This is a genomic window from Paenibacillus polysaccharolyticus, from assembly GCF_023714295.1.
In the GTDB taxonomy this organism is placed as follows: Bacteria; Bacillota; Bacilli; order Paenibacillales; family Paenibacillaceae; genus Paenibacillus; species Paenibacillus polysaccharolyticus_A.
Genome location: NZ_JAMAUN010000001.1, coordinates 614054 through 637945 on the forward strand (window position 1 = coordinate 614054; position 23892 = coordinate 637945).

The window sequence follows — 23892 nt, forward strand, 5'->3', positions numbered from 1 at the left end:
TATAACAGATTGGAGCGATCAGGCAAGTGGAATTAAGACAGTTGCATTATTTTCTGAAAGTTGCTCAAAAGGAACATGTTACACAGGCGGCGGAAGAGTTGCATGTGGCACAGTCTGCGGTCAGCAGGCAGATTCATCAGCTTGAAGAGGAGCTTGGTGTGGATCTTTTTATGCAAAAAGGTCGGAATCTGCAGTTAACTGCGGTAGGCCAGCTTTTTTGCAAACGGGTAGAAGGTATTTTGAAGGATCTCGACAAAGCTGTAGGTGAAGTGCATGAGTTTCTTGACCCAGAGCACGGGGAGATTCGGATCGGCTTCCCACATAGTCTGGGGATTCATCTTATTCCTTCGGTAGTGGCGGCTTTTCGTCAGAAGTATCCGAATGTGAAATTCAGATTTAAGCAGGGGATGTACCCGACATTGATCCGGGATGTGTTGTCAGCGGAAGTGGACCTTGCTTTCATTTCGCCGTTTCCGGAAAAGCATGATCAGGTTGCTGGCGATATTGTACTGACTGAGGAGTTACATGCCATCTTGCCGCCAAATCATCCGCTAGCGGGAGAAGAGACGATTGCACTGGAGCAGTTGAAGGATGATAAGTTTGTCTTGTTTAGCAAAGGTTACTCCCTGCGGCCAATTGTATGGCATGCCTGCCTGGAAGCCGGATTTACACCGAAAATTGCCTTTGAAGGCGAGGAGACGGATACGATTCGTGGTTTGGTAGCGGCAGGTATGGGTGTAAGTCTGTTGCCGGAAATGGCTTTATTCCAGACGAATCCCTTGCAACCTGCGCATGTGGCGATCTCTCAGCCGAAAGTAACCAGAACGATTGGATTGATTCACCGTGCAGATGATAAGCTGCCGCTCGTTGCTCAGTCTTTCCGCTCGTTCTTGCTTCATTATTTTGGTTTACAGCAAAACAATACCCCATCTGAATAACGGTGGGGTATTGTTTTTATTTATTTAACTTTTCATGAGTGGCTGAAACAATTAATCCCGGCTGTTAAAGATCCCGATGTAACGAATCAGTTCAAGTAAAGAGATCAAAGCAGCGGCCACATAAGTCAAAGCAGCGGCGTTCAACACTTTGGCTACGCCTTTTTCTTCTTCGTTACGGATATAACCTTCAGATACCATAATCTCACGTGCTCGATTGCTGGCATTGAATTCGACCGGCAATGTGATCAACTGAAAGGCAACAGTAACAGAGAAGAAGATAATACCAATTCCGACCAAATTCATCGCGTTAAAGAGGAAACCTGCGATCAACAGGAATGGTGCAAGTCCGGAGGCGAAGTTCACAATCGGAAAAATCCGGTGACGCAATGCGAGCATAGGGTAACTTTCCTTGTGCTGAATGGCGTGACCTACTTCGTGACATGCAACGGATAATGCCGAGATAGACTTTTCGTAGTACACAGGTTCTGACAAACGTACAACCCGATTGATCGGATCATAGTGGTCAGAGAGTGAGCCGCGAACTGGTTCAATCGGCACATCGTGCAGGCCGTTGGCGTCGAGCATGTGACGTGCTGCATCGTAACCGGTCATTCCGTTCTGGTTGGGTACTTCGGACCAGCGTCTAAAGGTGCCTTTAACGCGAAATTGCGCCCACAACGAGAGCAAAAAGGCGATGATAATCAATATGAACATACCGTTATTAAAACTCATATCCATTCCTCCGCTTTCATAATAAGCTACATCATGGTGTTTTCTAGCAAGATTTTTAATGCCTCCATTGTACCAGCACTTTTGGTGAGAAGCCCTGCCATCATCTTGCGTGCTTGTACAGGTTTCATCTCTCCTAGCAATGGTTTGAGTTCATTGACCTCTCGCTCGAGTTGCTGCACATGAAGTTCAAGTGTTGTCAGTTTGCTGGCTACTTGTTCTTCTGTGCTAACCAGACGCCACTTTTCAAGAGATTGTTTAATCTCTTCGAGACTATACTTCTCTTGTTTCATCTGTACAATACGTTCAAGTCTGGTTAAGGTTTCAACACTATAAAGACGATAATTTTTTTGGGTGCGTTCTTCGGGAGCGATTAACCCTAGCTTTGTGTAATAGTCAATTGTCCGTTCGCTTACACCAGCCGTTTTGGCGAGTTCGCCAATTCGAAAAAGTTTCATATCCCCAATGATATTCACCTCGCTTGCAAGTTCAAATGTAGGGAAATGTAGTTTCCACAAGCGCCTCAATGTACACGCCCAATTTTTCTTACTAATAAGTATGATACATGATCATGAACCATACAGTCAAACGTTATGCTTTGATTGATAGCTTGCTTTATTTCTATATCTATGTACTCAAAGCGTATGAATATGTACTTAAGTGCAAGAAAAATACGTAAGACTTTATTCCCATAAATATTTTTTGGAAATGATAAAAATACTCTTGTCAACTTTCCTTACTTCTGCTTATAATGACATTAAGAGTTTCACGATATGTAAATAAACATAACACAAGAGGGAGTGGGGCAAATGAGAAAGAAATGGTTGGTTTCAATGTTAGCAATGCTTACTTTACTGGCTTTTCCGGTGAGTGCATTCGCTGCTGCGGAGGGCCCGAGTAATATTGAACTTCAAAGCGGTCTGAACTCCGCATTTACGTTTCTGGCTGTAGTACTGGTGTTCTTTATGCAAGGAGGATTTGCACTCCTTGAAGCGGGTTCGACACGAATGAAAAATGCAGGGCACATTGCGGGTAAGACGATCCTGACATTGGGAATTTCAGTTATTGCATTCTGGGGACTTGGCTTTGGCCTAGGCTTCGGTAACGGTAACGGATTCTTCGGAACAACCGGTTTCTTCATGAGTGGAGATAACATGGCAGCTTCTTTTGAATCGCTCGCTTTCTCCGATGTTCCACTAACGATTAAATTTGTTTTCCACCTTGCATTTGCGGCTGTCTCCCTGGCTATTGCCTGCGGTGGTATGGCAGAACGTGCAAAGATGAGTGTATATATCGTGTTTGGTACACTGTATACCATTATTATGTATCCGGTTGTTGCTCACTGGGTATGGGGCGGTGGCTGGCTCGCAGAGCTGGGCATGCAAGACTTTGCGGGTTCAACGGTAGTTCACTTGACGGGTGCAACAGCAGCGTTGGTAGCTACCATCTTGCTGAAACCTCGTATCGGTAAATATAACAAAGACGGCAAACCTAACATCATTCCAGGTCACAACCAAGTGTATTCCGTACTCGGGGTCATTATCCTCTGGATCGGTTGGTTCGGTTTCAACCCAGGTAGTACGTTGTCTGCGATGGGTGAAGGATTCTTCGGTTATGTGGCACTCACTACAAACGTGGCTGCTGCTGCTGGTGGTGTTGCCGCACTGTTGATCTCCTGGGCAGTTCTCGGAAAATCAGATATTCCTAGCATGTTGAACGGGGTGCTTGCTGCACTCGTAGCGATTACTGGTGCTTGTGCTTTCGTAGAACCTTGGGCTGCACTAGTCATTGGTGCAATCGCAGGTATCATTACATTCTTCACGGCTCAATATTTCGATCGCAAAGGTATTGATGATCCGATCTATGCGTTCTCTGTACACGGTATCGCTGGGATGTGGGGTGCCATCTCCACCGGTTTGTTCGCAACACCTGAACTTGCTGAGAAAGTTGGCGTAGGTCAAGCGGGTCTGTTCTATGGCGGTGGATTCCACCAACTGGGTGTTCAATTGTTAGGTCTTGCTGGCGCATTTGCCTTCGTACTCGTCATGTCCTTCATTATTCTCGGCGGTATGAAAGCTGTAATGGGTATTCGTGTCACGGAAGAAGAAGAGACAATGGGGCTTGATCTTAGTGAACACGGAACGTATGGATATCCTGAACAAATGAAACAAGCAGAATCCAAATCAGGTGGTACATTCAGCTCCTGAGGTAAATCAAGATTGAAATTGCTTCAAGGAGGTTGGATATGATGGAACCTATCTCAATAACAAACCCTTCCTGGTCTTATCAAGGGATTGATGGTGCAACTTCTGAACATGAACTGCGCCAGGCACGTGTTATTTTACAGAGAGAACTCCAGAAGTCAATGTCCGCTTCCTTGTCGCTGGTCGAATGGTACGAGATGGTAAATGAACTGCATGACCGCATTGCACGGAAAGCAGTAGAGTTATGCATTCAGGGGATGGTAGAGGAGGGCTTCGGCCAGCCTCCCGTCCCCTATGCCTTTATCGTATTTGGAAGCTCCGGCAGGGAAGAGGCGACATTATGGAGTGATCAGGATAATGGCATGATTATCAGCGATGCTCCGCATGCAACAAAAGAAGAATATTTTATGGAACTGGGAAAACGTATTGCGGATCTATTAGAAGGTCTGGGCTATGCCAAATGTGAGGGCAAGGTGATGTGCTCGGAATCTCTCTGGCGGAAAACGCTGGCGGATTGGCAAAAGCAATTATTCGAATGGAGTTCCGACTTGAACTGGGAACCGGTGCGTAACCTGATCATCGCTTCCGATATGCGTTTTATTGCAGGGGAAGCTAATCTGGCAGAGGCTTGGCTTACAAACTTTTATGAACAGTTCCGACGGGTTCCAGAGCTCTCTGATGCAGTGTTACGTAATACGGTAAAACATAAGGCCACATTAAATATACTGGGTCGTGTCGTTACAGAACGATTTGGTGAACATGCGGGTGGTTTTGATGTCAAATATGGCGTATATATTCCGCTCGTTAACAGCGCCAGATTTCTCGCTTTGCAGCATGGAATTCAGGAATCGTCCACGTTAAAACGAATGGAGAGGTTGACTTCACTTGAGGCCATTCCTTTTCAGTTAACGGACACATGCCAGCGTGCTTTTACGTCTGCTTTGAAGCTACGTCGAAATACACCGGTTGTTATACGTGAGGATTTGCAGCAAAGCAGTGGTTTTTTGGATGAGAAGCAGATGAAGCAGAAGCAAATTCATTATGAATTGAGAGAGACGCTGGGGCTGGTTAAGCGAGTGCATCGTGCTTTGCAAAGACAGTTGCGTTTTGCAGAAAGGAGGCGTCCATGAGAGAGCCGGCAAGGGGCAGTTCAGGGTTTTGGAATTCGCTGCGTCAGGGAGGGGTTCCTTCCGCCATCGCTTCCATTATGGGAGCCCCTACGGCGCAACATATGGCGTTTATCCGTTCGATGATGAGGGAACAACGTAGACCGGAAGTATTGCATACACCTCTGGGCGAACTGGATGCTGTTGTGTTTGATCTGGAAACGACGGGGTTTTCTCCCCAGCATGGAGATGAGATTTTGTCCTTCGGTGCAGTGCGTCTTCGAGGTGGCGTTATTCTCGAAGAGGAACCGTTTTATACACTTGTTCAGTCAAAAACGGCGGTGCCAAAGCATATTACCGAACTCACCGGTATTACGCAACAGATGACAGAAGAGGCACCTACACTGCTTCAAGGATTGCATGATTTCATGTCCTTTGTGGGTGGGAACGTACTGGTAGCTCACGCGAGTGCGCATGACCGGGCTTTTCTCAATGCAGCGTTGTGGCGAACCTCCAAAGTTAGGTTGACTCATCGTTTAATTGATACGATGATGCTCGCTCGCTGGCTTGAACCCTCGAGACCTGGATACGGGCTTGATGAACTGCTTGAATCTAGAGGCATTCCAATCTATGGACGGCACCATGCGCTTGAAGATGCTAAAATGACGGCGCAGTTATGGTCTTGTTATCTCGAAGATATGCAACGCGAAAAGATAGAAACCTTAGGTGACCTCTACACCCGTTTAAGTCATGCGTAACGTTAATGGTACTAAGTTGTAGGGGGATAGCGAAAACGAAGACTCGCTACGTTGGTGGGTTTCATCCGATATAATCTGATAAGCGTTCAGGAGCATAGATGATTCGCATTCTTTTGGAGCTGAAATCGAAAGATCAGGTGAACCAATCAGATATGTGTCTATCATGCCCGCAAAATTCGGGAGGGCTTGCAGGTCCTCTTGCGAAGGAATGGGCAATGTACGCGGATGGGTATGGAAAATACCAACGATCGTAACGTCGGAGAAAAAACATTGAATCCATTCCGATTGATCCAATGAGAAGTGATGCAGCGGGTCAGGCGCTACGTTACGAATGGGCTGAAACCGACTGATTCGTATGCCGCCCGCTGCGGATTCACCCAGCACAACCCCGCAGGCTTCTTGCGGCAGCGAAAGGTGCATGTGCCTGGACATTTCACGTTCCACCGAGCGAGGAAGGGTTAAGGAATTTTGCTGCCCGTGAAGTGCTGCCATTTGTATTCACCCCTCTCTCTTTTGGCTCCTGCTTGATGCAGGAGTCCTTTTTTATTGTATTTTGTTCGGTGCAGATTGTAAAATTTTAAGGGAAAAGGGTACAATATGAGAAAGGATTGATGTGATCCCGTTGGATACAAATTGAATGAACAAGAGGGTGGCGAGTGATGAAACGTAACATATACATACTGCTTGGAGCTGTCCTGCTTATTGGCATAGCCCTGGCTCAGAATACGGATAGTGGTATTGCCGCTGTTTTTAAACAGGAGCAGCCCATGCCAACAGAGACGGGGCCGAAGGCTGGGTTGCTGGCACCGCCGTTTACGTTGACTGGACTCGATGGCAAGACGTATAGCGTAGGCGGGAGGAAAGAAAAGGCAACCTTCGTCAGTTTCTGGGCGTCATGGTGTGAACCTTGTAAACAAGAAGCTCCTGAACTGAACCATCTGGCTGAGAAATACCAAGATAAGCTGGATCTGTACGGTGTGAACGTTACTTCATACGATAAATTGAAGGATGCCAAAGCATTTGTGGACGAGTACAAGTTGACATTCCCGATTCCCCTGGATGAAAAAGGAACTGTCTATGCCCAGTATAACGGCGTTGCGTTTCCGACGAATGTTCTAATTGACTCCCGAGGCGTGATCCAGGAGATCGTACTTGGCATCCTGCCAGAAAAAGAGTTGGAGAAAAAAATTAAAAAGCTGATCGCAAACTAAAAGAAAAGATTTTTTGCTTATCGTTTTGTATTGAAAAAGCTTCTGCTACCATCGTTAATGGCTGCAGAAGCTTTCTTTATTTTCCGGGAAATAAGAAGACCGATTATATTATAATAATTGATTGATTTAGATTTTTAGTGATTGATCAGACCTGGCGTTGGCATCGAAAGGGATTCCGGCTCATCCGAGATATTTTCCTGGAGTAGAGCATACCGGAAACTGTGTACAAGTGCTTCCCAGCTGGCTTCGATGACGTTCTCGGATACCCCGACCGTGTTCCAAGTATTCTCTGTGTTTTTGGATTCGATCAATACACGAACTTTTGCGGCGGTAGCATCCTTTTCATCCAGTACACGAACTTTGTAGTCCGACAGGTGCATATGAGCAAGAGAAGGGAAGTACTGCACAAGTGCTTTCCGAAGTGCATTATCCAGTGCATTGACCGGGCCGTTTCCTTCTGCTGCGGTATAGACACTTGTTCCGGCAACATTCAGTTTGACAAAAGCTTCGGATACCACGGATTTGCCTGCCGTTTTCTCAACAAGCATTTTGAAAGATTCAAAGGTGAATAGTTCTTTCATATCTCCGTTCGCTTCACGAATCAACAATTCCAGCGATGCATCCGCGCCTTCGAATTGATAACCTTGATGCTCCAAGTCTTTGATTTTTTCGATGATCTGACGGGAGTTCGCACTGCTTGGATCAAATTCCAGTCCCATTTCCTGCGCTTTGGACACGATGTTGCTCTGTCCAGCTAGTTCGGAGACCAGCACACGCTGCTTATTGCCGACCAGTTCAGGCACGATATGCTCATAGGTCCGGGAATCCCGCAAGATGGCGGATACATGGATGCCGCCTTTATGAGCAAATGCGGCATTACCCACATAAGGTTGGTTAATAGGCATATTCACATTCGCAATTTCGCTGACATAACGCGCAACATTCGTGAGTTGTTTCATGGAATCCTCAGAGACGCATTCGTAACCCAATTTGAGCTGCAAGTTCGGAATGATGGAAGCGAGGTTCGCGTTACCGCAGCGCTCCCCATAACCATTCATTGTGCCTTGAACCTGAAGAGCCCCGGCTTGTACAGCACTAAGCGTGTTTGCAACCGCCAGCTCGCAGTCATTATGGGTGTGAATGCCAAGATGTGCTTGAGGCAACGTCCGATGCATGGTGGATACGATCTCGTGAACTTCATGTGGCATCGTTCCTCCGTTGGTGTCACACATGACGAGCCAGTCCGCCCCAGCCTCGTGGGCTTTGATCATCACGGCTTGTGCATACTCTGGGTTGTGTTTTAATCCATCAAAGAAATGCTCGGCATCAAAGATCACTTCCATGCCATTTTGTTTCAAATATGCGATGGAATCATAGATCATGGACAGATTTTCTTCAAGCGTAGTCTGCAAGGCGGTATGCACGTGGAAGTCCCATGATTTTCCGACCAGCGTTGCTGCCTGTGCCCCGGATTCAATCATACGTTTCAAATTGGCGTCCTCGCTGGCGATGCTACCTTTGCGGCGAGTGCTTCCGAATGCAACAACCTTAGCGTTTAGTTTCAATTCCTTGACTCTTTTGAAAAACTCAATGTCCTTGGTATTGCTACCGGGAATTCCGCCTTCAATATAGTGAGCACCCAGGTCATCCAGCTTTTTGGCAATTTTGAGTTTGTCATCTGCCGATAAACTGACACCCTCTCCTTGTGTGCCGTCACGTAAAGTCGTATCGAAGATGGAAATGGCCTTTGACATGAAGATCCTCCTTTAAGGTAAAGCGCTTTTTTTATAAGTTTTGTTGGTATGGTTGAGAAACGGGTAGGAACGTTAATGGATAAATCCTTCGATGTAGCAACGCTACACTGTGTTAAATTAGTTTGATGGATTTGTCCCAAACTCGTGAATTTGTATAATTAATTATTATAGCATCATTGTAGCCAAATGCTACATAGAATTCGCAGGATGACGTAAACAATTACGATTTAAATGTGAAAAAGGGTCCGGGATATAGGAAGGCGACCTATGTTATAATTTTACCGATGAAAGGTAGGGATTAATAATGACTATCGTATGGGAGAATGTAGTTATCGCAGTTATACCTCTGATTGTCATTGGTCTGGTTGTGAGGGCCGTATTCAAGAAACAAAAATAGACCTGGATGAAAATAAAGCGAACTCCCGGCCGGGAGGAGAGAAAGGGTGGGGGGCGTGAAGTCTTCAGACAACAATCCTCCAATGAATGTAAGTGAGTATTATCCAGCGGCTGGCAGAGTGATTCTGCATGTCGATATGAATGCCTTCTATTGCTCAGTACATGAAGCAGAGGAGCCGGAGCTATATAAAGGAAAAGCGACCGCTGTTGCTGGCAGCAGTGAGTTGCGTAAGGGTGTTATTGTCACTTGTTCATATACAGCCCGAAGCAGAGGGATTTCAACTGGAATGGTCGTTCATCAGGCGATGAAAAAATGTCCTGATCTGATTGTCATTCGTCCAGATTTTCACCTGTATCGTCAATATTCCAGGGCGTTTATGCAGATCGCGTATAGTTATACGCCATTGTTGGAAGCAACCTCAATTGATGAATGTTATCTGGATATTACGGGTTCCAAACAATTTGGTACACCTATTGAAATCGCCGAACAGATTCAGCAGAGGATCATGGAGGAGCTTGGCTTGCCTTGCTCCATAGGGATTGCGCCGAACAAGCTACTTGCCAAAATGGCTTCGGATCTGAAAAAACCAAGCGGCATATCGATTCTACGGATGAGAGATGTGCCTCGCATTTTATGGCATAGACCGTGTAACGAGATGTTTGGCATTGGGAAAAAGACGGCCGAAAAACTTAAAAAGCTGGGCATTGATACGATTGGCCAACTGGCTAAATCGGACGAAAAAATGCTGACAGACCTGTTTGGTGTGAATGGTACATGGCTCAAAAATTCGGCTAATGGCGTTCATCACTCTCCTGTCGTGGCTGAGCGGGAAGCGAATAAATCGATTGGGCATACAACGACACTGCCAGCCGATGTTTCTGAAGTGGGGGATGTCCACCGGGTGTTTCTCAACATCAGTGATCAGGTAGCCCGAAGATTACGCAAACACGAAATGCTCAGTCAAGGCATCCAGATTACGATTCGTACGCCTGACATGAAAACGATCACGAGGTCACGTATGATGGATATACCTACAGAGGATGCGGCGGTCATCTATCGTGAGGCCTGTCAACTTTTTGCAAAACACTGGGGAAATGGAAAGCCTGTACGAATGCTTGGTATTACGTTGCAGACATTGATTCCGCGAGAAGAGTCGGCTGTGCAGATGGATTTGTTTGAATATGAAGAAAAGCCAAAAAAGGAAAGTTTAATTCGGATTATGGATCAGCTTCGGGACAAATTTGGTGAGAATGCGGTGGTGACTGCAGGTATGCTCGGGGATGACCCTTCCGTATTGCTTCGTAACCATAAGGTAAGGGGAACGTCACTTCAAAAAGATAACTTGCAAAGTTTCGACTAAACAGGGATAATATAAAGTTGTGGTTGTTGCAATTTGATTTGTAATTATTCAAACTTTGGTTTAATATGATTTTAGATAAAAACACGGTTCGTGGTGAATCCTAGGAGGAGAGATTGTACAATGACTAAATATACTTGGGTTGAAAAAGACACTTGTATTGCATGTGGGGCTTGTGGAGCAACAGCTCCAGATATCTATGATTATGATGATGAAGGTCTGGCAGAAGTAATTTTTGATGGCGATGCCAACCAGGGAATCAAGGCAATCCCTGAAGATTTGTTTGACGATATGCAGGATGCATGTGATGGTTGCCCTACAGATTCCATTAAAGTAGCGGACGAGCCTTTCAATAAAGAAGGTTAAATTTTTTATTACAAGTACATCAAAGCACATTTTTTGTCGTAGAGACAGAAGGTGTGCTTTTTTATATGTGTATATTTATATGGTTAGTACCAAGTACTGAAGTCCTATGCATATTTTGACGCTGGATGCCGATATATAACTCTATAAGCTTACGCCGGAATAGTGGAGGATTAGATGCAAAATACGGATCTAAGGTCATATGTCAAGAAACATCCAGATAATAAAATGGCATGGTATTTGTTAGGCAAAGAGTACCTTGGCGAAGGACAGGAAGGAAAGGCCAATTATTGTTTTCAGCAAGCGGGCGAAGTGTATGAAGCTTTCGAGCGGAGTAAAGCCCCTGCTGACATATGGATGGACTATCAGGATAAGTTAGTAGAGATGTCTGAGCTTAAGGAGAAAAAGAAACGCAGACGCAAAATGTGGCTGACTCTGTTAATGCTACTACTCTTAGCGGGTTTACCGCCTGCAGATGCTCCTGGTGCCCATAAAGGAGCGACGGATGCCCTATCTGAAGCCTTGGAGTCGGAGGAGGACACACTACATACACTGCCTGCTAAAGAGCAACAAGGGGTGAGCCCAGCGTCCATAGAGCAGAACAATGTATTCACTGCGGCCGGATTTGGCAATGGAAATGATGGAGGAGCTGCTCTTGCTGCGGCCTGGTCTGGATCAGGTGAAGGAAAGAATACGACGGCTGTTCTCGGCATGCAGAGATCGGAGAAATGGTCTGTCTGGAAGCGGGACATGCCGGTCAAATATATTATGAAGACCAATGAAAAAGGCAAGCTCACGGCCCAAAGTTATGATGCAGAACAATGTAACTGTGAACCGCCTAAAGTATCCTCTAAGATCAAACGTATGGCATCCGCGTGGACGGCTAAACAGGAGACAGCGGCAGCGTTGTCGAGTGCAATTATTTCCTATCATAAACAGCACAAAGCCTGGCCAAAGAGTGTCACAGCACTCGCTCAACCGTTTCCTAACAATATTTTGGGGGGGACTTCAGCTGAAATGAGCGAGATGTTTCCGCAGCTGTTAGCCACTCATCAAGCCAAGGCTCAAGAGGGAAGTTCTAACGGTAATGAGAAACAACAGGCTGCTGAGTCGTCCAAGACGCCAAAGGCGCCGTTTGCTGATACCTTAGGAGGACAACCTTTTTTGGAGAAGCCGCTTGAGATTGTGATCGACAAAAGTAACCACAGGTTGGCACTCATCAGCGGGGACACGATCATTCGGATATATGAAGTGGGTCTGGGCGGAGACCGGACGCCTGAGGGTTCATATGTCATTACGGATAAAGTAGTTAATCCAAATGGTCACTCTAACGGAGAGTTCGGAAGTCGAGGCATGCAGCTCTCGAATACGAACTATGCCATCCACGGGACTAATGAGCCTGATAGCATCGGACTTGATGAGTCCCTTGGATGTGTGAGGATGAACAAAGCGGATGTGGAGGAGTTGTTCGCTCTTGCTCCGCAAGGAATTCCGGTGCACATTGGTAAAGATCTGCTCCCAGAGCTGACATCTGTGCCAAAAGCCGAACAACGGTATAAGAACAAACTTGTTCCTCAGCAGAACAATCCAAACAAAACATATCACTGGCTAAATTGACTCTGCAGCTCTCTGATATAATCGTGGAAATCCCGTTGATCTCAGAGATCACTATATGTAAGTTCGGTTAGTGCATGCTGAATTAACTACATATTGGCAATAATAATCAGAGCACCAATGATAACGATCAGACCGCCAACGCTGGCTGCTGTCCATATGATGGCTTTGCGATTGACCTCTTCTTTTTTTTGCTGCAATGCAGGTGGTTTACGTTTCTGAGCCATGGATTTTTTCCTCCTTTATAGGTATCGAACTGGTCTAGGGTAACCATGATTTCATTGTAAAGAATTCAGCCTGCTATTTCCAGTAGGTGGGTTGATTTCTTATACATAGATCATCTGATTTGAAATTTGTTTGTCTATGCGTAAATGACTTTCTTTTTGAAGGAGAAACGGCTAGACTTGTGTGTAGAGTTTTTTACATATAGGAGACGGGGAGCGGCCATATGGCGTACCGAACCAGAACGGAGTGAATGATTTGTTATACAAAAGTCTTGCTAAACCTTTATTATTCAAAATGGACCCTGAACAGGCCCATCATCTGATTATTGGTGGCCTAAGCGGTGTAGGCAGTGTTCGTCCAGTTCCATCCGGACTTCGTGTCATGTACGGTGTGCGTGAAACCCCTGATCTGGTAGTAGACATGTTCGGTTGTCATTTTCCTACACCGGTTGGTCTAGCTGCTGGTCTGGATAAAAATGGACAGGCTGTAACCGGCTTCTCTTCGATAGGATTCGGATTTATGGAGGTGGGAACGGTGACACCGCTCGCACAGTCTGGTAATGATCAGCCACGTCTATTCCGTTTGCCTCCAGATGAAGCGTTGGTGAACCGGATGGGCTTTAACAATCTGGGTGCAGAAGCGATGGCAGGCGAGCTTGCCCGTCTTCAAGAACGTCGTATCCCTGTAGCAGTCAACATTGGAAAAAATAAAGTCACTCCAAATGAGGAAGCTCATCTGGATTATGCGAAGTGTATACAGGCGTTGTATACTTATGCAGATCTGTTTGTGGTTAATATCAGTTCACCAAATACGCCGGATTTGCGTAATCTGCAACATGGGAATGAATTGAAAGAATTGCTCGCTGCGGTCATGGAAGAGATGAATCGTCAACAGGCCAAGGCTGGCGGAGCAACCAAATCTGTGCTTGTCAAAATAGCGCCTGACGTGAATGATCAGGAACTTGAATATATGGTCAGTACGATTGCAGCAAGTGGGGTGTCGGGTATTATTGCGACAAACACAACGATTAGCCGTGAGGGTCTCTCGCATCAGCATGCGAAGGAAACGGGCGGGCTCAGTGGCAAGCCGCTGCGTGAACGTTCAACGGAAATCATTCGTCAGGTGTACAGACAGACCGAAGGCAAGCTTCCCATCATCGGCTCAGGTGGTATTTTTACAAGTGAGGATGCCTATGAGAAAATTAAAGCCGGGGCAAGTCTGGTGGAAATCTATACAGCGTTGATCTATGAAGGACCAGAAGTAAACCGCAGAATCCATGCTGGACTGCGTGAATTACTGCGTAAGGACGGATATCATCATATTTCAGAGGCGGTTGGTGCAGACCACCGTTAAAGAGCAATATACCCCCAGAACACGAATAATAGAAGCATGGGAGAGTGTATAATGGATCGGGACTCTTCCCCCCGGCAAACATCATGTATAATGGATAAGAACAGGGGATGCTATAGAGACAGGAGGCTTAACGATGGACGGTAGAGACTGGGGTACATTTTTACTTCCTTATGAACAAGCGGTAGAGGAATTGAAGGTCAAATTCAAAACGATGCGGGCCGAATTGAAGAAACGGGAAGAATATGCCCCGATAGAATTCGTTACGGGCCGTGTTAAAAAAATCTCCAGCATTCTGGAAAAATCAAGACGTCTAAATGTGGCACTGGATGATGTGGAGACGGGCATAGAGGATATTGCAGGTATTCGCATTATGTGTCAGTTCGTAGACGATATTCGGCGGGTGGCCGAATACATCAGAGCACGGAAAGACTTAACGGTATTGATTGAAAAAGATTATATAACCAATTTCAAAGAAAGCGGTTATCGCAGTTTTCATATGATTATTGAGTATCCCGTGCAGACGGCCTTGGGACAGAAAAAAGTACTTGCCGAAATTCAGATCCGGACGCTTGCCATGAATTTCTGGGCAACAATAGAACATTCACTGAGCTATAAATACCGGGAAAGTCTGCCGGAGGATATGCGAGCGAGACTGAAGAAAACAGCAGAAGCTGCTTTTGTTCTAGATAACGAGATGTCAGCGATCCGGCTACAGATCCTGGAGGCACAGAAGGCATTCGAGGATGACTCTAATATTGTGTCAAGAACGCTCAGCATCATTCAACAGCTGTATTTCTATCACCTGGTTCATGAGGCCATTGAAGCACAGAGACGATTTAATGACTGCTGGGAACGGAATGATATGGAGGGGCTTAAGGTGCTGCTGGACGATGTGAAGGAACTTCTGAACAACGCCAGAAAGGGCGAAAATCCAGATGAGCAGTTATGAACCACTTTACATTGATTATTTGATTTATTTTAATCGGGATCGGGATTATTTCGAGTGTCATGAGGTACTTGAAGAATTGTGGTTGGAACAAGACCGAGATCCGCTATATAAAGGCCTGCTGCAAATCGCGGTGGGACTGTATCATTACAGAAATCGTAATTTTCGCGGCGGACGAATGATGCTACAGAGTTCACTCGACTTGCTGGAATCATATCCTGATATCATTCTTGGTATTCATCTGGGAGAACTGAAAACGGACGTGCGCAAAATTGTAAACGAATTACAAGATTATGATCCTGAAACACTTGAGTATCGTGATCTGACTATCCTGATTGAGGATAAGGCACTTATAGAGCAGATGCAGGACAGGTCGCTGGAGCTTAAACCTAATGTTCCGCAGAGGCGAAGTCCAACCCGGGGAAGAATTTACGAAGAGAAAATGAAGGCGCTACAGCAGACGGAGTTACATGAGCACGACGAGAACGCTAATCATCATGCCAATAATTAGGACCATACATCCTATGTCTTGTATAACAAGACACCCCGACGATTCCGGTACAGGAATGATCGGGGTGTTTTTGGTTTATTGAATTTAGTTTTACTTAAAGTTCTTTGAAGTTAGCTTTTACTTGGAGTTGCACTGCCTTTATACTTATCAAAAAATTGCTTGTAGTCGTCAAGGGTATAACCGTTGTCGCTTCCGTTCTCTTTCAAACCGCCAACCATGCGGTCTTTCTCAACGCCATCTTGGTAATAAACAAGTGTAGGTGTGAATTCAATGTTGTAATCGGTCCAGCCGGATTCGAATTCACGCAGGTTAAACTGTGGAAGCTTAATTCCTTCACTGTCGACCAGCGGCATTAACTGCGGTGTCGTTGCACGGCAGTGTGAGCAGTCGGAAGCGAAGAAATAAACAAAGAAGCTATCCTTGTTATCGATTCTGGCTTTCAGATCAGCCGGCAGAATGATTTGTTGATAGTTGGGATCTTTGAGCAACTCTCTTGTAGCCGGATTAAGCTTGGAAGCTGCAATGCCATAAGCGTTCTCTACAGTATCCATCTGTTTCTTGGATTGTTGGTTCACGAGAACCAGCGCAGCAATCATGACGACTAGTATGCCGAGGAAGATAAGGATTGTGGCGCTTTTCTTTTTCTTCTTGGTATTCATTGTTCATCCCCCATTTTTCATATCGAGATAAAATTTGCAACAAAAATGCAGGCTGGGATAATATGCATAAACAACCGAATTTTTGCTGATAAAACAATCTATTAGCATTATACTACATTACACGCTGTAGTGGAATACACATGATAGGATAGGCAAGCAAAATCAGGATATGATAACATAGAGCAATATGTCATTTTAACAGGATAGGATGAGTGGAACTATGGCCGTACAGCTGCCTTTGGACTTCGCAGAGCGAATGCAACGTTTGCTTGGCGCTGAATTTGAATCTTTTATACAATCGTATGAACAATCCCCGCATGCCGGGCTCCGCGTAAACACGCTTAAAATATCAATGGAACAATTTAAAGAGATGGCCCCGTTTGACTTAAGACCTATTCCGTGGTGCGAAACGGGTTTTTACGTGCCTCATGGGGTGAAGCCTGGCCTACATCCTTATTACCACGCGGGTCTTTATTATATTCAGGAACCGAGTGCAATGGCTCCTGTGGAGCAATTAAATGTACAGCCTGGAGATCGGGTGCTTGATTTGTGTGCTGCTCCTGGAGGGAAATCAACCCAGATCGCTGCCAAGTTGCAAGGTAAAGGAGTGCTTGTCACGAATGATATTCATGCAGAGCGTACCAAAGCACTTGCCAAAAACGTGGAGCTGTACGGCGTGAGAAATGCCGTTGTGCTGAATGAGTCACCTGAACGCATTGCAGATGCATTTCCTCATTATTTTGATAAAGTGTTGATCGATGCACCATGCTCAGGCGAGGGCATGTTCCGTAAAGATGAAGACATGGTGAAATCCTGGGAACATCATTCTGTGGAGAAATGTGTGCTGATGCAGCGCGATATTCTCGAAACAGCGGCACGGTTACTGGCTCCGGGAGGTACCATTGTATATTCGACCTGTACCTTTGCGCCAGAGGAAAACGAAGCGATGATTGCGGAGTTTTTGAACATGAATCGTGATTTCTCAGTTGTTCATATTGCTGAAACCGCTGGATTTGCCTCTGGACGTCCGGATTGGGTACGCGAGATGCTGCCGGAGCAGGCAGCGGAGACAGAAGAAGTGTTAGATCAAACGCGCGGAACAGCCCGATTGTGGCCTCACTTGTTAGAAGGAGAGGGACATTATGTTGCTGTGATTAAACACTCTGATGAATCTAATCTAGAGGTAGCTCAAGAGTTACATGAAAAAAAACATGGTGCTGGACAACGTGTGCCTGAGTCCGGATTGTTGCATGAACCGAGTGAAGATCGTTCCTTTTTACGATCGGCTTCGCTTCCTATGACCAAAGCCGATCGTAAAAAGGAACGTCTGTTACGGGTTGAATCCAGAGAAAGCAATGACAAAAGCATACGGGGCGGTAAACCCACTGCGAAACCCGGCAAGAAAGGGAAAGAGGCTGGTGGTCGCAAGTCTGAGCGGGGGCAAGGACGAGGGGCGGATTCCAGCTCCGTTGATCCATTAGCGGTCTACACTCAGTTTGTACATGAAAATTTGGAGCTGCCGCTTGAAGGTGAAACGGTATGTTACGGAGAGCGTGTATATCAGTCAGCTGTAGGTGCTGCCCGGCTGGAAGGCTTGAAAGTGATCCGCCCCGGTTGGTTTATGGGCACGGTTAAAAATGGGCGATTCGTGCCTTCCCATCCCCTAGCATGCGCTTTACGTGCATCGGAGGCACATCGGAGTGTACATCTGGCTACTGATAATGGAGAAGCAGTGAGGTACTTGAAAGGGGAAACGCTGAATGTAGAGCAAGGACGGCTTAACCTTTTAGAAGGAACAGCACCTAAAGGTTACGTGCTCGTATGCTTGGATGGATATGCGGCCGGCTGGGGCAAATGGTTAGATGGAGTGCTGAAGAATGAATACCCTGCAGGTTGGAGGTGGACATCGGTATGAGTGGGAAAGGCAAAAAAACGCAGCGATTGGATAAAATTTTAAGCCACATGGGTGTAGGTACGCGTAGCGAGCTTAAAAAAATGGTGAAGCAGGGACGTATTCATGTGGATGGCAAAACAGTGAAGGACAGTGGTGTCCAGGTCGATCCGGCAATAAACCTCATTGAAGCGGATGGTGAGCGGATTGTCTACCGGGAAATGATCTATCTGATGCTTCACAAACCGCCCGGTGTTGTATCTGCTACGGAAGATGCACGGGATAAAACGGTGCTGGATCTGTTGCGCAAGGAAGATCGTGTCTTTCAACCGTTCCCGGTAGGAAGGCTGGATAAGGATACGGAGGGACTTCTTATTTTGACCAATGATGGACCTCTTGCTCATGATCTGTTATCCCCTCGAAAACATGTACCCAAAACATATGAAGCACGGGTGCTCGGAAAAGTAGATGAAGAGGATGTACAGCGTTTCGCAGCTGGCGTTCAACTCGATGACGGGTATGAGACCATGCCGGCGGAGCTGACTGTGTTGGGATATGAAGAAACAGATGAAGGTATCGTATCGCTTATTTCGCTTATTATCCATGAAGGAAAGTTTCATCAGGTCAAACGCATGTTTCAGGCTGTGGACAAACGTGTCATCTACCTGAAACGTGTAGCCATGGGAGAATTGAAGCTGGACTCCGATTTGGTAATCGGGAGTTACCGCGAGTTAACTGCAGAAGAGCTGTCTTGTTTACGAAATAACAATGCAGCCAACTAAACACAGATGGGATGAGAGGCATATGACATACAAATTGATTGCACTGGATGTTGACGGAACCCTATTGAACGATCATCATGAGCTGACTAAATGGACACAAGAAACGTTGATTCAGGCCTCCCGCCAAGGGGCGGAGATTGTGCTCTGTTCAGGTCGCGGCCCGGCTAACACAATTCCTTTTATGAGACAGATGGGGCTGGATGGGTATGTGATCACACATAACGGTGCCGTTACTGCGCAAGTGGAGACACGTGAAGTTATTCATCAATTTGCTTTGGATACCCAGGGACTTGAACCTATTATGACGTACTGCCGTGAAAATGATGTGCATTTTGACATTAATACTGCCTTTGGTCTATATGTGGATCAACCCGAAGGGTTGGAGCTGCAGGTAAGGCAGATGTATTACAATTTCCTGGCTGAGCCCCTTAAACTACCCCGGTGGGCGGATATGACTGAACCTCTAGCGAAGTTTACAGCGTTTGGCCCTATCGAGCAGATGGACGCTGTCCAGCGCAAATGGGCGTCCTGGAATTTGCCTTATTACATGACACGCAGCGGTGACTTTTTCATTGATCTGATGCATCCCGAAGCTTCCAAAGGAACGGCGCTCAAAAGGCTCGCTGATTCCAAAGGCATCGCGTCTTCTGAGATTATGGCCATTGGTAACTATTTCAATGATATTACGATGCTCACTTTTGCCGGTAAAGGGATTGCGATGGATAACTCTCCAGAAGAGGTGAAAGCCGCATCCGATGAAGTGACCTTGTCCAACAATGATGAAGGGGTTGCGCACGCGATCCACAAGTATATTTTGTCCATATAAATCTTTCGCTGCTTTCTTACTTGATCTACGGAAAAGGCTCCATCATCTTTCGAAAATGTATAGTGCCTCATAAACTACTGTCTCTAGGGGTATCCTAAGAGAATACCGTTAGGAATGAGGAGGACTGGCAATGATACAGATCGATTTGACGACGGATCTGCGAACAGCAAGTGGTGAAGTGCAAGATATTATGTTGGATGGCAGATACACAGGTTCGCTGTTACTGATCTACAGAGAAGGAGAGCGTCTGTCAGGAAGCCTTCAACTTGAACAGGAGTCTCTAGAAGAGGCAGTAGAGCAGCTCATTATCGATAAGGTACATGCTTATGTACGTACACTTGCAGATGCGGTGGCGGCATCCTACTATGAAGTTTTGGTGAGCTGTGGCACGTTGCATTCCGTCCTGCAACCAGAGGAACGAAGTGAAGAGGCGTTATGGTCTTCTGGCGGAACAGCGGTCACGGAAGACGAACTGAATGATGGAGAGAGCCGATATGGTGGTCATTTGCCGGGCGAGGCAAATATCATTCCCGGATCTCGGGATGAGTCGTTTACATATGAAGACCAGGACCATCTGCTGGAAATGGAGATGATCAGTGCCGGTCGTAACTTATCTAGCTATATATTCATTGATGTTGAAGGAGAAGAAGTTGCCGAGGCAACGCTGAAACAGTATGGAGCCGATGCACAGGGAGAGATACACTGGTACGAACAACCTGATGACACGGTACAGGAAGCCGCGGCAGAATTGCTTGTACGGGAATTGGATGAGGAGATTATCGATACGATTACCATTCGGATATGGCATCAGGGGAACGAATTGCAGACGCTAGAATGGATACATCGTGATTTTTCCGAGGAGCTGGAGGAAGATGAAGAAGAGCATAACTCCCTTGATTCAATCAGGGATATGATGGAGCCGGAAGAGGCGGAAGAGGCATGTTATGTCATGCCCAGGAACAGGGATCGGGAGTTCAGAATCTATGATCTTTTCGTTCAGGAGCGCGGAGGTCTGCCAGTGGGTACAGCAACCATCGATACGTCACATTCTGATCTGACAGGTTATATGGATTACGATGTACCAGGCACAAGCGAACAGCGTAAAACCCTGGTAGAAGTGCTAATGAGGGAGCTAAACAGAGAGATTGAATTCGACTCATTACATCTCACCATGCTGTACAGGAATCAAATTATTGATGAAGCGAGAATGGATGGGTAAGAGGCGAAAGCCTTTTATCCATTTTTTTTGTCTTTATGCTTTTTGGTTTTGATTTTGACGGAAAAAAAAATTCCCGTTATTATTACGACTAGTTCTTATAATTAATGCAGTGCGATGGTATCGAATAGGAGCGACTTTTGGATTTGGACGTAGTTCAAACCAAGGGAAGCGAGCAGTCGAAACCGGAGCATATAGGAGGGGCATGATGACCTACACATTCACCATTCGTAACGAGTTCCTTAATGATGGCTTTCAAGCTGTTCAAGCACGGCCAGAGGACACGGAAGAGGTACTTTCATTGCTTATAGAGACGGCATCCTGGTTGAAAAGCAAAGGCTCTTCCCAATGGAATGCATTGCTACAAGGGGAAGATTCTCATAATACACCTGCGGCCATTCGGCGAGGGGACGTCTTTGTTTTCAAAAAAGAAGCACAGGTCGCTGGAATGGTCATTCTCATGCAGAAGCCAAGTCCATGGGATCTCAAACTGTGGGGAGACAAGGCCCACGCGGAAGATGGAGCGCTCTATCTACATCGGCTCGCCATACGAAGAAAATATGCTCGAACAGGTCTAGGGAAATCCATATTGGAATGGTCAAGCCGTGGCATACAGTACGAAAATAAATCTCTCGTACGATTGGATTGCGGGGCTGACAATGTCACGTTAAACACTTTTTATGCAGGACATGGATTTCGTTATGCAGGGGCTCGCGATGGATTCAGCATTTACGAAAAACCGGTCGAGGTGTAGAAAAAATTCGTGGTGGCTTGGTTAAGGAGATCATGAGGTCGAGATGGAAACGGTCGATCTTGTCCGCGGTTTTACTTATGTTAAAACTCATCCCTTGATGAAGAGGGATAAGTGAATCACAGCTTCTGCATGTGGAATGGATTGAATATGTTGTATATACGACTCCATAATTTAATGATCAATGGTGGATGTTCAAGCTTTTCTATGTCATAATAAAAAGTAATGATATGCAACTAAATGCATGAAAATACATTTTTCGTGTATAGAACGGAGCGGGAGACTGAAGAGTCGCTTTACTGAACATATGTTCTGATATATCATAAATAAACGTGGTAGAAGAGAAACGAACTGGAAAGGGGGATTATAACGTTGAAATTGCTACAGGCTTTATTCTTTCCTCCAGAGCAGCCCGGAGGAGTATCCTCTATGATTCCCTATATGCAAGAGAGGTTCGCGAGCCCAAGATGGGAGATGGATCTGTTCTCTTTGCCTAAACGCATTCGTAACAAAGGGCGGGAAGAAGTGACGTTTGAAACATTTGATTGGACCATCTACCAAGATAGTCCTGTGGTACAAAAATATGTTCAGACCTACCGTGACTATTTATGGTGGACCAGGCTTCGCATTCAGAAGTCCTACGATCTGATACATGCGCATCATCCTATCGCAGGGCTTGCCATGAAGTCTGTGTTCCCCGAAGTTCCACTCATACAGACCGTGCACTCCAGTTACGAGAGAGAACTTATCCTGAATGGCCGTATAGAGCCTGATGGGTTGGAGCATCAATTTTTGCAGGCCGTCTATGGAGAGCTTGAGCATCGTGCAGAGCGTCTGCTCACGGTATCCGATTCGTTTCGTCGATATTTGAGCCCGTATGTGAAACATCCAGACCGCATCGGTATTATTCCGAATGGTTTTGATGAGAAACGCTTTAAGCCGATTCCCCATGACAATGCCGTTCCACAACTGGTAACGGTCTGCCGTCTTGTTCCCGCCAAAGGACTAGACATTTTGTTTAAAGCCTGTGCGGAGCTAAAAAGCAGGGGACATGATTATGTGCTTCACATTATTGGAGATGGACCGATTCGTCCCGATTTGGAAGAACTGGCACAGCGATTGGGAATCTATAACGAAACGATTTTTTATGGATATACGTTGCATCCTGAAGAGTTTATGCCGTTCTTTGATGTGTTTGTACTGCCATCGCGTGCAGAAGCATTTGGTTCAGTGTTTGCCGAAGCAGCACTGAGCTGTCTGGCGCTTGTAGGCACCGATGTGGGGGGAATACCCGAACAGATCGAAGATGGGGTGAACGGATTGCTTGTACCGCCTGAAGATCCATCTTCTTTGGCTGATGCCTTGGAAAAGGTCATGCTGGACCCGGCATATCGCTACGAACTTGCCCGTTCCGCCTGTGAAAAAGCCAAAACATTTTACTCGCTGGGAAGATCGGTGAATGATTTGAAAAAAATGTACTTGCAATTTCAAGCATAAGACTGGGAAAGCAAACGTATGAAACAAGCCGCTGTAGTTCTACAGCGGCTTTTGTGTATTTAATCAATTTACAACAGCCAATCCTCTGGACTGCTTGCTAAATCCTGAACAGCATTGATGAACAATCCCGCGTGGTAACCATCACAAACCGAGTGATGAACCTGGAGTGATAATGGCATAAATATGGAATTACCTTTATGGATGAATCCGCCTGCCGTAATGATGGGAAGAAGGTAACGGTCATTATTGTTAATATTTAGGTTGAATCCAGTAAATGATGTCCAAGGAATCATCGAAAGAGAAAACACATTTTCAGGTATAGGTGTCTTGGGAAACAGCTGGCCTGAACGTTTATAATTTTCTACATCGGTAATGTAGGCGTCATAAAACGTATTGAAATCATTGGCCACTCGAGTCCAGATGGCAGAGAACGACTCAGATGAATGATCAAAGATCGTATAAAGTGGTTCCACCGTATCCCAATAACCCAAATCTCCATCTTTATTGTAACCCGTTCTAAAAGCAGGATATGAATTAATCACATTTGTAATTAAAAAGATAAACGCAGGATAGAATCGATATTCGTTTTGTTTGCTGAGTTGATACAGAGCCGTTATATCTATTTCTTTGGTTAAGCTGAATGAAGTATTTTGGTTCATATAGTGATGGAATATGTCAGTTCTTTTCCAAGTGTTAAAATCAATTTTATTGAAATTCATTAGATGTGCCTCCTAAATTTTATCTAAAACGAATTTAGGAGGCCATGTTGTCTGCTTTTTTCATCAGAACCCATCCTTATTAAGA

Annotated in this window: 24 protein-coding genes; 17 read left to right on the forward strand and 7 right to left on the reverse strand. The window is 45.7% G+C overall.

What is annotated here, in order from left to right; all coding sequences use genetic code 11:
- Nucleotides 1-26: 26 nt before the first annotated feature.
- A complete protein-coding gene (locus M3629_RS02885; RefSeq protein WP_145329400.1) occupies nt 27-938 on the forward strand; it encodes a LysR family transcriptional regulator in 912 nt (303 codons plus the stop codon).
- Nucleotides 939-989: 51 nt separating this feature from the next.
- On the opposite strand, the gene M3629_RS02890 is transcribed toward M3629_RS02885, so the two are convergent.
- Both M3629_RS02890 and M3629_RS02895 read right to left on the reverse strand, forming a co-directional pair.
- A complete protein-coding gene (locus M3629_RS02890; protein ID WP_251502808.1) occupies nt 990-1670 on the reverse strand; it encodes a zinc metallopeptidase in 681 nt (226 codons plus the stop codon).
- Nucleotides 1671-1696: 26 nt separating this feature from the next.
- Nucleotides 1697-2125 carry a MerR family transcriptional regulator gene (locus M3629_RS02895; protein WP_251502809.1) on the reverse strand — a complete coding sequence of 143 codons (429 nt, stop codon included), beginning with the start codon at nt 2123-2125 and terminating at the stop codon, nt 1697-1699.
- A gap of 351 nt (nt 2126-2476) precedes the next feature.
- Between M3629_RS02895 and M3629_RS02900 the strand changes: the two genes are divergently transcribed.
- From M3629_RS02900 to M3629_RS02910, 3 genes are read left to right on the forward strand one after another with little or no spacing between them, the layout of a single operon-like run.
- Nucleotides 2477-3874 (forward strand): ammonium transporter, encoded by a 1398-nt coding sequence (locus M3629_RS02900; RefSeq protein ID WP_251502810.1) that lies wholly within the window; start codon nt 2477-2479, stop codon nt 3872-3874.
- 41 nt (nt 3875-3915) lie between these two features.
- Entirely contained in the window at nt 3916-5001 is a 1086-nt protein-coding gene (locus M3629_RS02905; protein WP_435368191.1) for a DUF294 nucleotidyltransferase-like domain-containing protein, read from the forward strand.
- Nucleotides 4998-5735 carry an exonuclease domain-containing protein gene (locus M3629_RS02910; RefSeq protein ID WP_251502812.1) on the forward strand — a complete coding sequence of 246 codons (738 nt, stop codon included), beginning with the start codon at nt 4998-5000 and terminating at the stop codon, nt 5733-5735. Before M3629_RS02905 ends, M3629_RS02910 begins: the two co-directional genes overlap by 4 nt.
- Here M3629_RS02910 and M3629_RS02915 read toward each other — a convergent pair.
- Entirely contained in the window at nt 5721-6227 is a 507-nt protein-coding gene (locus M3629_RS02915) for a Mov34/MPN/PAD-1 family protein (protein ID WP_251502813.1), read from the reverse strand. The two genes, M3629_RS02910 and M3629_RS02915, sit on opposite strands and share 15 nt — an antisense overlap.
- Before the next feature lie 167 nt (nt 6228-6394).
- On the opposite strand from M3629_RS02915, the gene M3629_RS02920 reads away from it, so the two are divergent.
- On the forward strand, nt 6395-6946 hold the full coding sequence (locus M3629_RS02920; RefSeq protein WP_251502814.1) for a TlpA disulfide reductase family protein: 552 nt from the start codon (nt 6395-6397) through the stop codon (nt 6944-6946).
- A gap of 134 nt (nt 6947-7080) precedes the next feature.
- On the opposite strand, the gene cimA is transcribed toward M3629_RS02920, so the two are convergent.
- Nucleotides 7081-8700 carry a citramalate synthase gene (gene cimA, locus M3629_RS02925; RefSeq protein ID WP_251502815.1) on the reverse strand — a complete coding sequence of 540 codons (1620 nt, stop codon included), beginning with the start codon at nt 8698-8700 and terminating at the stop codon, nt 7081-7083.
- 479 nt (nt 8701-9179) lie between these two features.
- Between cimA and M3629_RS02930 the strand changes: the two genes are divergently transcribed.
- From M3629_RS02930 to M3629_RS02940, 3 genes are all read left to right on the forward strand, one after another.
- Nucleotides 9180-10457, forward strand: a complete 1278-nt coding sequence (locus M3629_RS02930) for a DNA polymerase IV (RefSeq protein ID WP_251504494.1) — start codon at nt 9180-9182, stop codon at nt 10455-10457.
- A 120-nt stretch (nt 10458-10577) separates the two neighbouring features.
- Nucleotides 10578-10820, forward strand: a complete 243-nt coding sequence (locus M3629_RS02935) for a ferredoxin (protein WP_251502816.1) — start codon at nt 10578-10580, stop codon at nt 10818-10820.
- Nucleotides 10821-10994: 174 nt separating this feature from the next.
- Nucleotides 10995-12434, forward strand: coding sequence for a L,D-transpeptidase (locus M3629_RS02940; protein ID WP_251502817.1), 1440 nt, complete (start codon nt 10995-10997; stop codon nt 12432-12434).
- Between the two features lie 86 nt (nt 12435-12520).
- On the opposite strand, the gene M3629_RS02945 is transcribed toward M3629_RS02940, so the two are convergent.
- Complete coding sequence (locus M3629_RS02945) at nt 12521-12658, reverse strand: hypothetical protein (protein ID WP_192895092.1); 138 nt, start codon at nt 12656-12658, stop codon at nt 12521-12523.
- Nucleotides 12659-12911: 253 nt separating this feature from the next.
- Here M3629_RS02945 and M3629_RS02950 point away from each other — a divergent pair, with 253 nt between their 5' ends.
- The 3 genes from M3629_RS02950 (at nt 12912) to M3629_RS02960 (ending at nt 15466) form a co-directional block, all read left to right on the forward strand.
- The gene (locus M3629_RS02950; protein ID WP_251502818.1) at nt 12912-14009 is read left to right on the forward strand and encodes a quinone-dependent dihydroorotate dehydrogenase; all 1098 of its coding nucleotides are present in this window, start codon (nt 12912-12914) and stop codon (nt 14007-14009) included.
- A gap of 133 nt (nt 14010-14142) precedes the next feature.
- The gene (locus tag M3629_RS02955; RefSeq protein ID WP_090924744.1) at nt 14143-14958 is read left to right on the forward strand and encodes a GTP pyrophosphokinase; all 816 of its coding nucleotides are present in this window, start codon (nt 14143-14145) and stop codon (nt 14956-14958) included.
- Nucleotides 14945-15466 (forward strand): DUF309 domain-containing protein, encoded by a 522-nt coding sequence (locus M3629_RS02960; protein ID WP_251502819.1) that lies wholly within the window; start codon nt 14945-14947, stop codon nt 15464-15466. The genes M3629_RS02955 and M3629_RS02960 overlap by 14 nt, the downstream gene beginning before the upstream one ends.
- A 110-nt stretch (nt 15467-15576) precedes the next feature.
- On the opposite strand, the gene M3629_RS02965 is transcribed toward M3629_RS02960, so the two are convergent.
- On the reverse strand, nt 15577-16125 hold the full coding sequence (locus M3629_RS02965; protein ID WP_251502820.1) for a thioredoxin family protein: 549 nt from the start codon (nt 16123-16125) through the stop codon (nt 15577-15579).
- 220 nt (nt 16126-16345) lie between these two features.
- Between M3629_RS02965 and M3629_RS02970 the strand changes: the two genes are divergently transcribed.
- The 6 genes from M3629_RS02970 (at nt 16346) to M3629_RS02995 (ending at nt 23088) form a co-directional block, all read left to right on the forward strand.
- A complete protein-coding gene (locus M3629_RS02970; protein ID WP_251502821.1) occupies nt 16346-18040 on the forward strand; it encodes an RsmB/NOP family class I SAM-dependent RNA methyltransferase in 1695 nt (564 codons plus the stop codon).
- Entirely contained in the window at nt 18037-18798 is a 762-nt protein-coding gene (locus M3629_RS02975; RefSeq protein ID WP_251502822.1) for a pseudouridine synthase, read from the forward strand. The genes M3629_RS02970 and M3629_RS02975 overlap by 4 nt, the downstream gene beginning before the upstream one ends.
- Before the next feature lie 22 nt (nt 18799-18820).
- Nucleotides 18821-19624, forward strand: a complete 804-nt coding sequence (locus tag M3629_RS02980; protein ID WP_251502823.1) for a Cof-type HAD-IIB family hydrolase — start codon at nt 18821-18823, stop codon at nt 19622-19624.
- A 130-nt stretch (nt 19625-19754) separates the two neighbouring features.
- Entirely contained in the window at nt 19755-20843 is a 1089-nt protein-coding gene (locus M3629_RS02985) for a hypothetical protein (RefSeq protein WP_251502824.1), read from the forward strand.
- A gap of 202 nt (nt 20844-21045) precedes the next feature.
- Nucleotides 21046-21594, forward strand: coding sequence for a GNAT family N-acetyltransferase (locus tag M3629_RS02990; RefSeq protein ID WP_251502825.1), 549 nt, complete (start codon nt 21046-21048; stop codon nt 21592-21594).
- 369 nt (nt 21595-21963) lie between these two features.
- The gene (locus tag M3629_RS02995; RefSeq protein WP_251502826.1) at nt 21964-23088 is read left to right on the forward strand and encodes a glycosyltransferase family 4 protein; all 1125 of its coding nucleotides are present in this window, start codon (nt 21964-21966) and stop codon (nt 23086-23088) included.
- A 68-nt stretch (nt 23089-23156) separates the two neighbouring features.
- On the opposite strand, the gene catA is transcribed toward M3629_RS02995, so the two are convergent.
- Nucleotides 23157-23807 carry a type A chloramphenicol O-acetyltransferase gene (gene catA / locus M3629_RS03000; RefSeq protein ID WP_251502827.1) on the reverse strand — a complete coding sequence of 217 codons (651 nt, stop codon included), beginning with the start codon at nt 23805-23807 and terminating at the stop codon, nt 23157-23159.
- Nucleotides 23808-23892: the final 85 nt, after the last annotated feature.

Bases quoted from the DNA above. Each gene is read 5' to 3' on its own strand.
- M3629_RS02890 (WP_251502808.1), bottom strand. From the start codon at position 1,670: ATGAGTTTTAATAACGGTATGTTCATATTGATTATCATCGCCTTTTTG.
- M3629_RS02895 (WP_251502809.1), bottom strand. From the start codon at position 2,125: ATGAAACTTTTTCGAATTGGCGAACTCGCCAAAACGGCTGGTGTAAGC.
- M3629_RS02900 (WP_251502810.1), top strand. From the start codon at position 2,477: ATGAGAAAGAAATGGTTGGTTTCAATGTTAGCAATGCTTACTTTACTG.
- M3629_RS02905 (WP_435368191.1), top strand. From the start codon at position 3,916: ATGGAACCTATCTCAATAACAAACCCTTCCTGGTCTTATCAAGGGATT.
- M3629_RS02910 (WP_251502812.1), top strand. From the start codon at position 4,998: ATGAGAGAGCCGGCAAGGGGCAGTTCAGGGTTTTGGAATTCGCTGCGT.
- M3629_RS02915 (WP_251502813.1), bottom strand. From the start codon at position 6,227: ATGGCAGCACTTCACGGGCAGCAAAATTCCTTAACCCTTCCTCGCTCG.
- M3629_RS02920 (WP_251502814.1), top strand. From the start codon at position 6,395: ATGAAACGTAACATATACATACTGCTTGGAGCTGTCCTGCTTATTGGC.
- cimA (WP_251502815.1), bottom strand. From the start codon at position 8,700: ATGTCAAAGGCCATTTCCATCTTCGATACGACTTTACGTGACGGCACA.
- M3629_RS02930 (WP_251504494.1), top strand. From the start codon at position 9,180: ATGAATGTAAGTGAGTATTATCCAGCGGCTGGCAGAGTGATTCTGCAT.
- M3629_RS02935 (WP_251502816.1), top strand. From the start codon at position 10,578: ATGACTAAATATACTTGGGTTGAAAAAGACACTTGTATTGCATGTGGG.
- M3629_RS02940 (WP_251502817.1), top strand. From the start codon at position 10,995: ATGCAAAATACGGATCTAAGGTCATATGTCAAGAAACATCCAGATAAT.
- M3629_RS02945 (WP_192895092.1), bottom strand. From the start codon at position 12,658: ATGGCTCAGAAACGTAAACCACCTGCATTGCAGCAAAAAAAAGAAGAG.
- M3629_RS02955 (WP_090924744.1), top strand. From the start codon at position 14,143: ATGGACGGTAGAGACTGGGGTACATTTTTACTTCCTTATGAACAAGCG.
- M3629_RS02960 (WP_251502819.1), top strand. From the start codon at position 14,945: ATGAGCAGTTATGAACCACTTTACATTGATTATTTGATTTATTTTAAT.
- M3629_RS02965 (WP_251502820.1), bottom strand. From the start codon at position 16,125: ATGAATACCAAGAAGAAAAAGAAAAGCGCCACAATCCTTATCTTCCTC.
- M3629_RS02970 (WP_251502821.1), top strand. From the start codon at position 16,346: ATGGCCGTACAGCTGCCTTTGGACTTCGCAGAGCGAATGCAACGTTTG.
- M3629_RS02975 (WP_251502822.1), top strand. From the start codon at position 18,037: ATGAGTGGGAAAGGCAAAAAAACGCAGCGATTGGATAAAATTTTAAGC.
- M3629_RS02980 (WP_251502823.1), top strand. From the start codon at position 18,821: ATGACATACAAATTGATTGCACTGGATGTTGACGGAACCCTATTGAAC.
- M3629_RS02985 (WP_251502824.1), top strand. From the start codon at position 19,755: ATGATACAGATCGATTTGACGACGGATCTGCGAACAGCAAGTGGTGAA.
- M3629_RS02990 (WP_251502825.1), top strand. From the start codon at position 21,046: ATGATGACCTACACATTCACCATTCGTAACGAGTTCCTTAATGATGGC.
- catA (WP_251502827.1), bottom strand. From the start codon at position 23,807: ATGAATTTCAATAAAATTGATTTTAACACTTGGAAAAGAACTGACATA.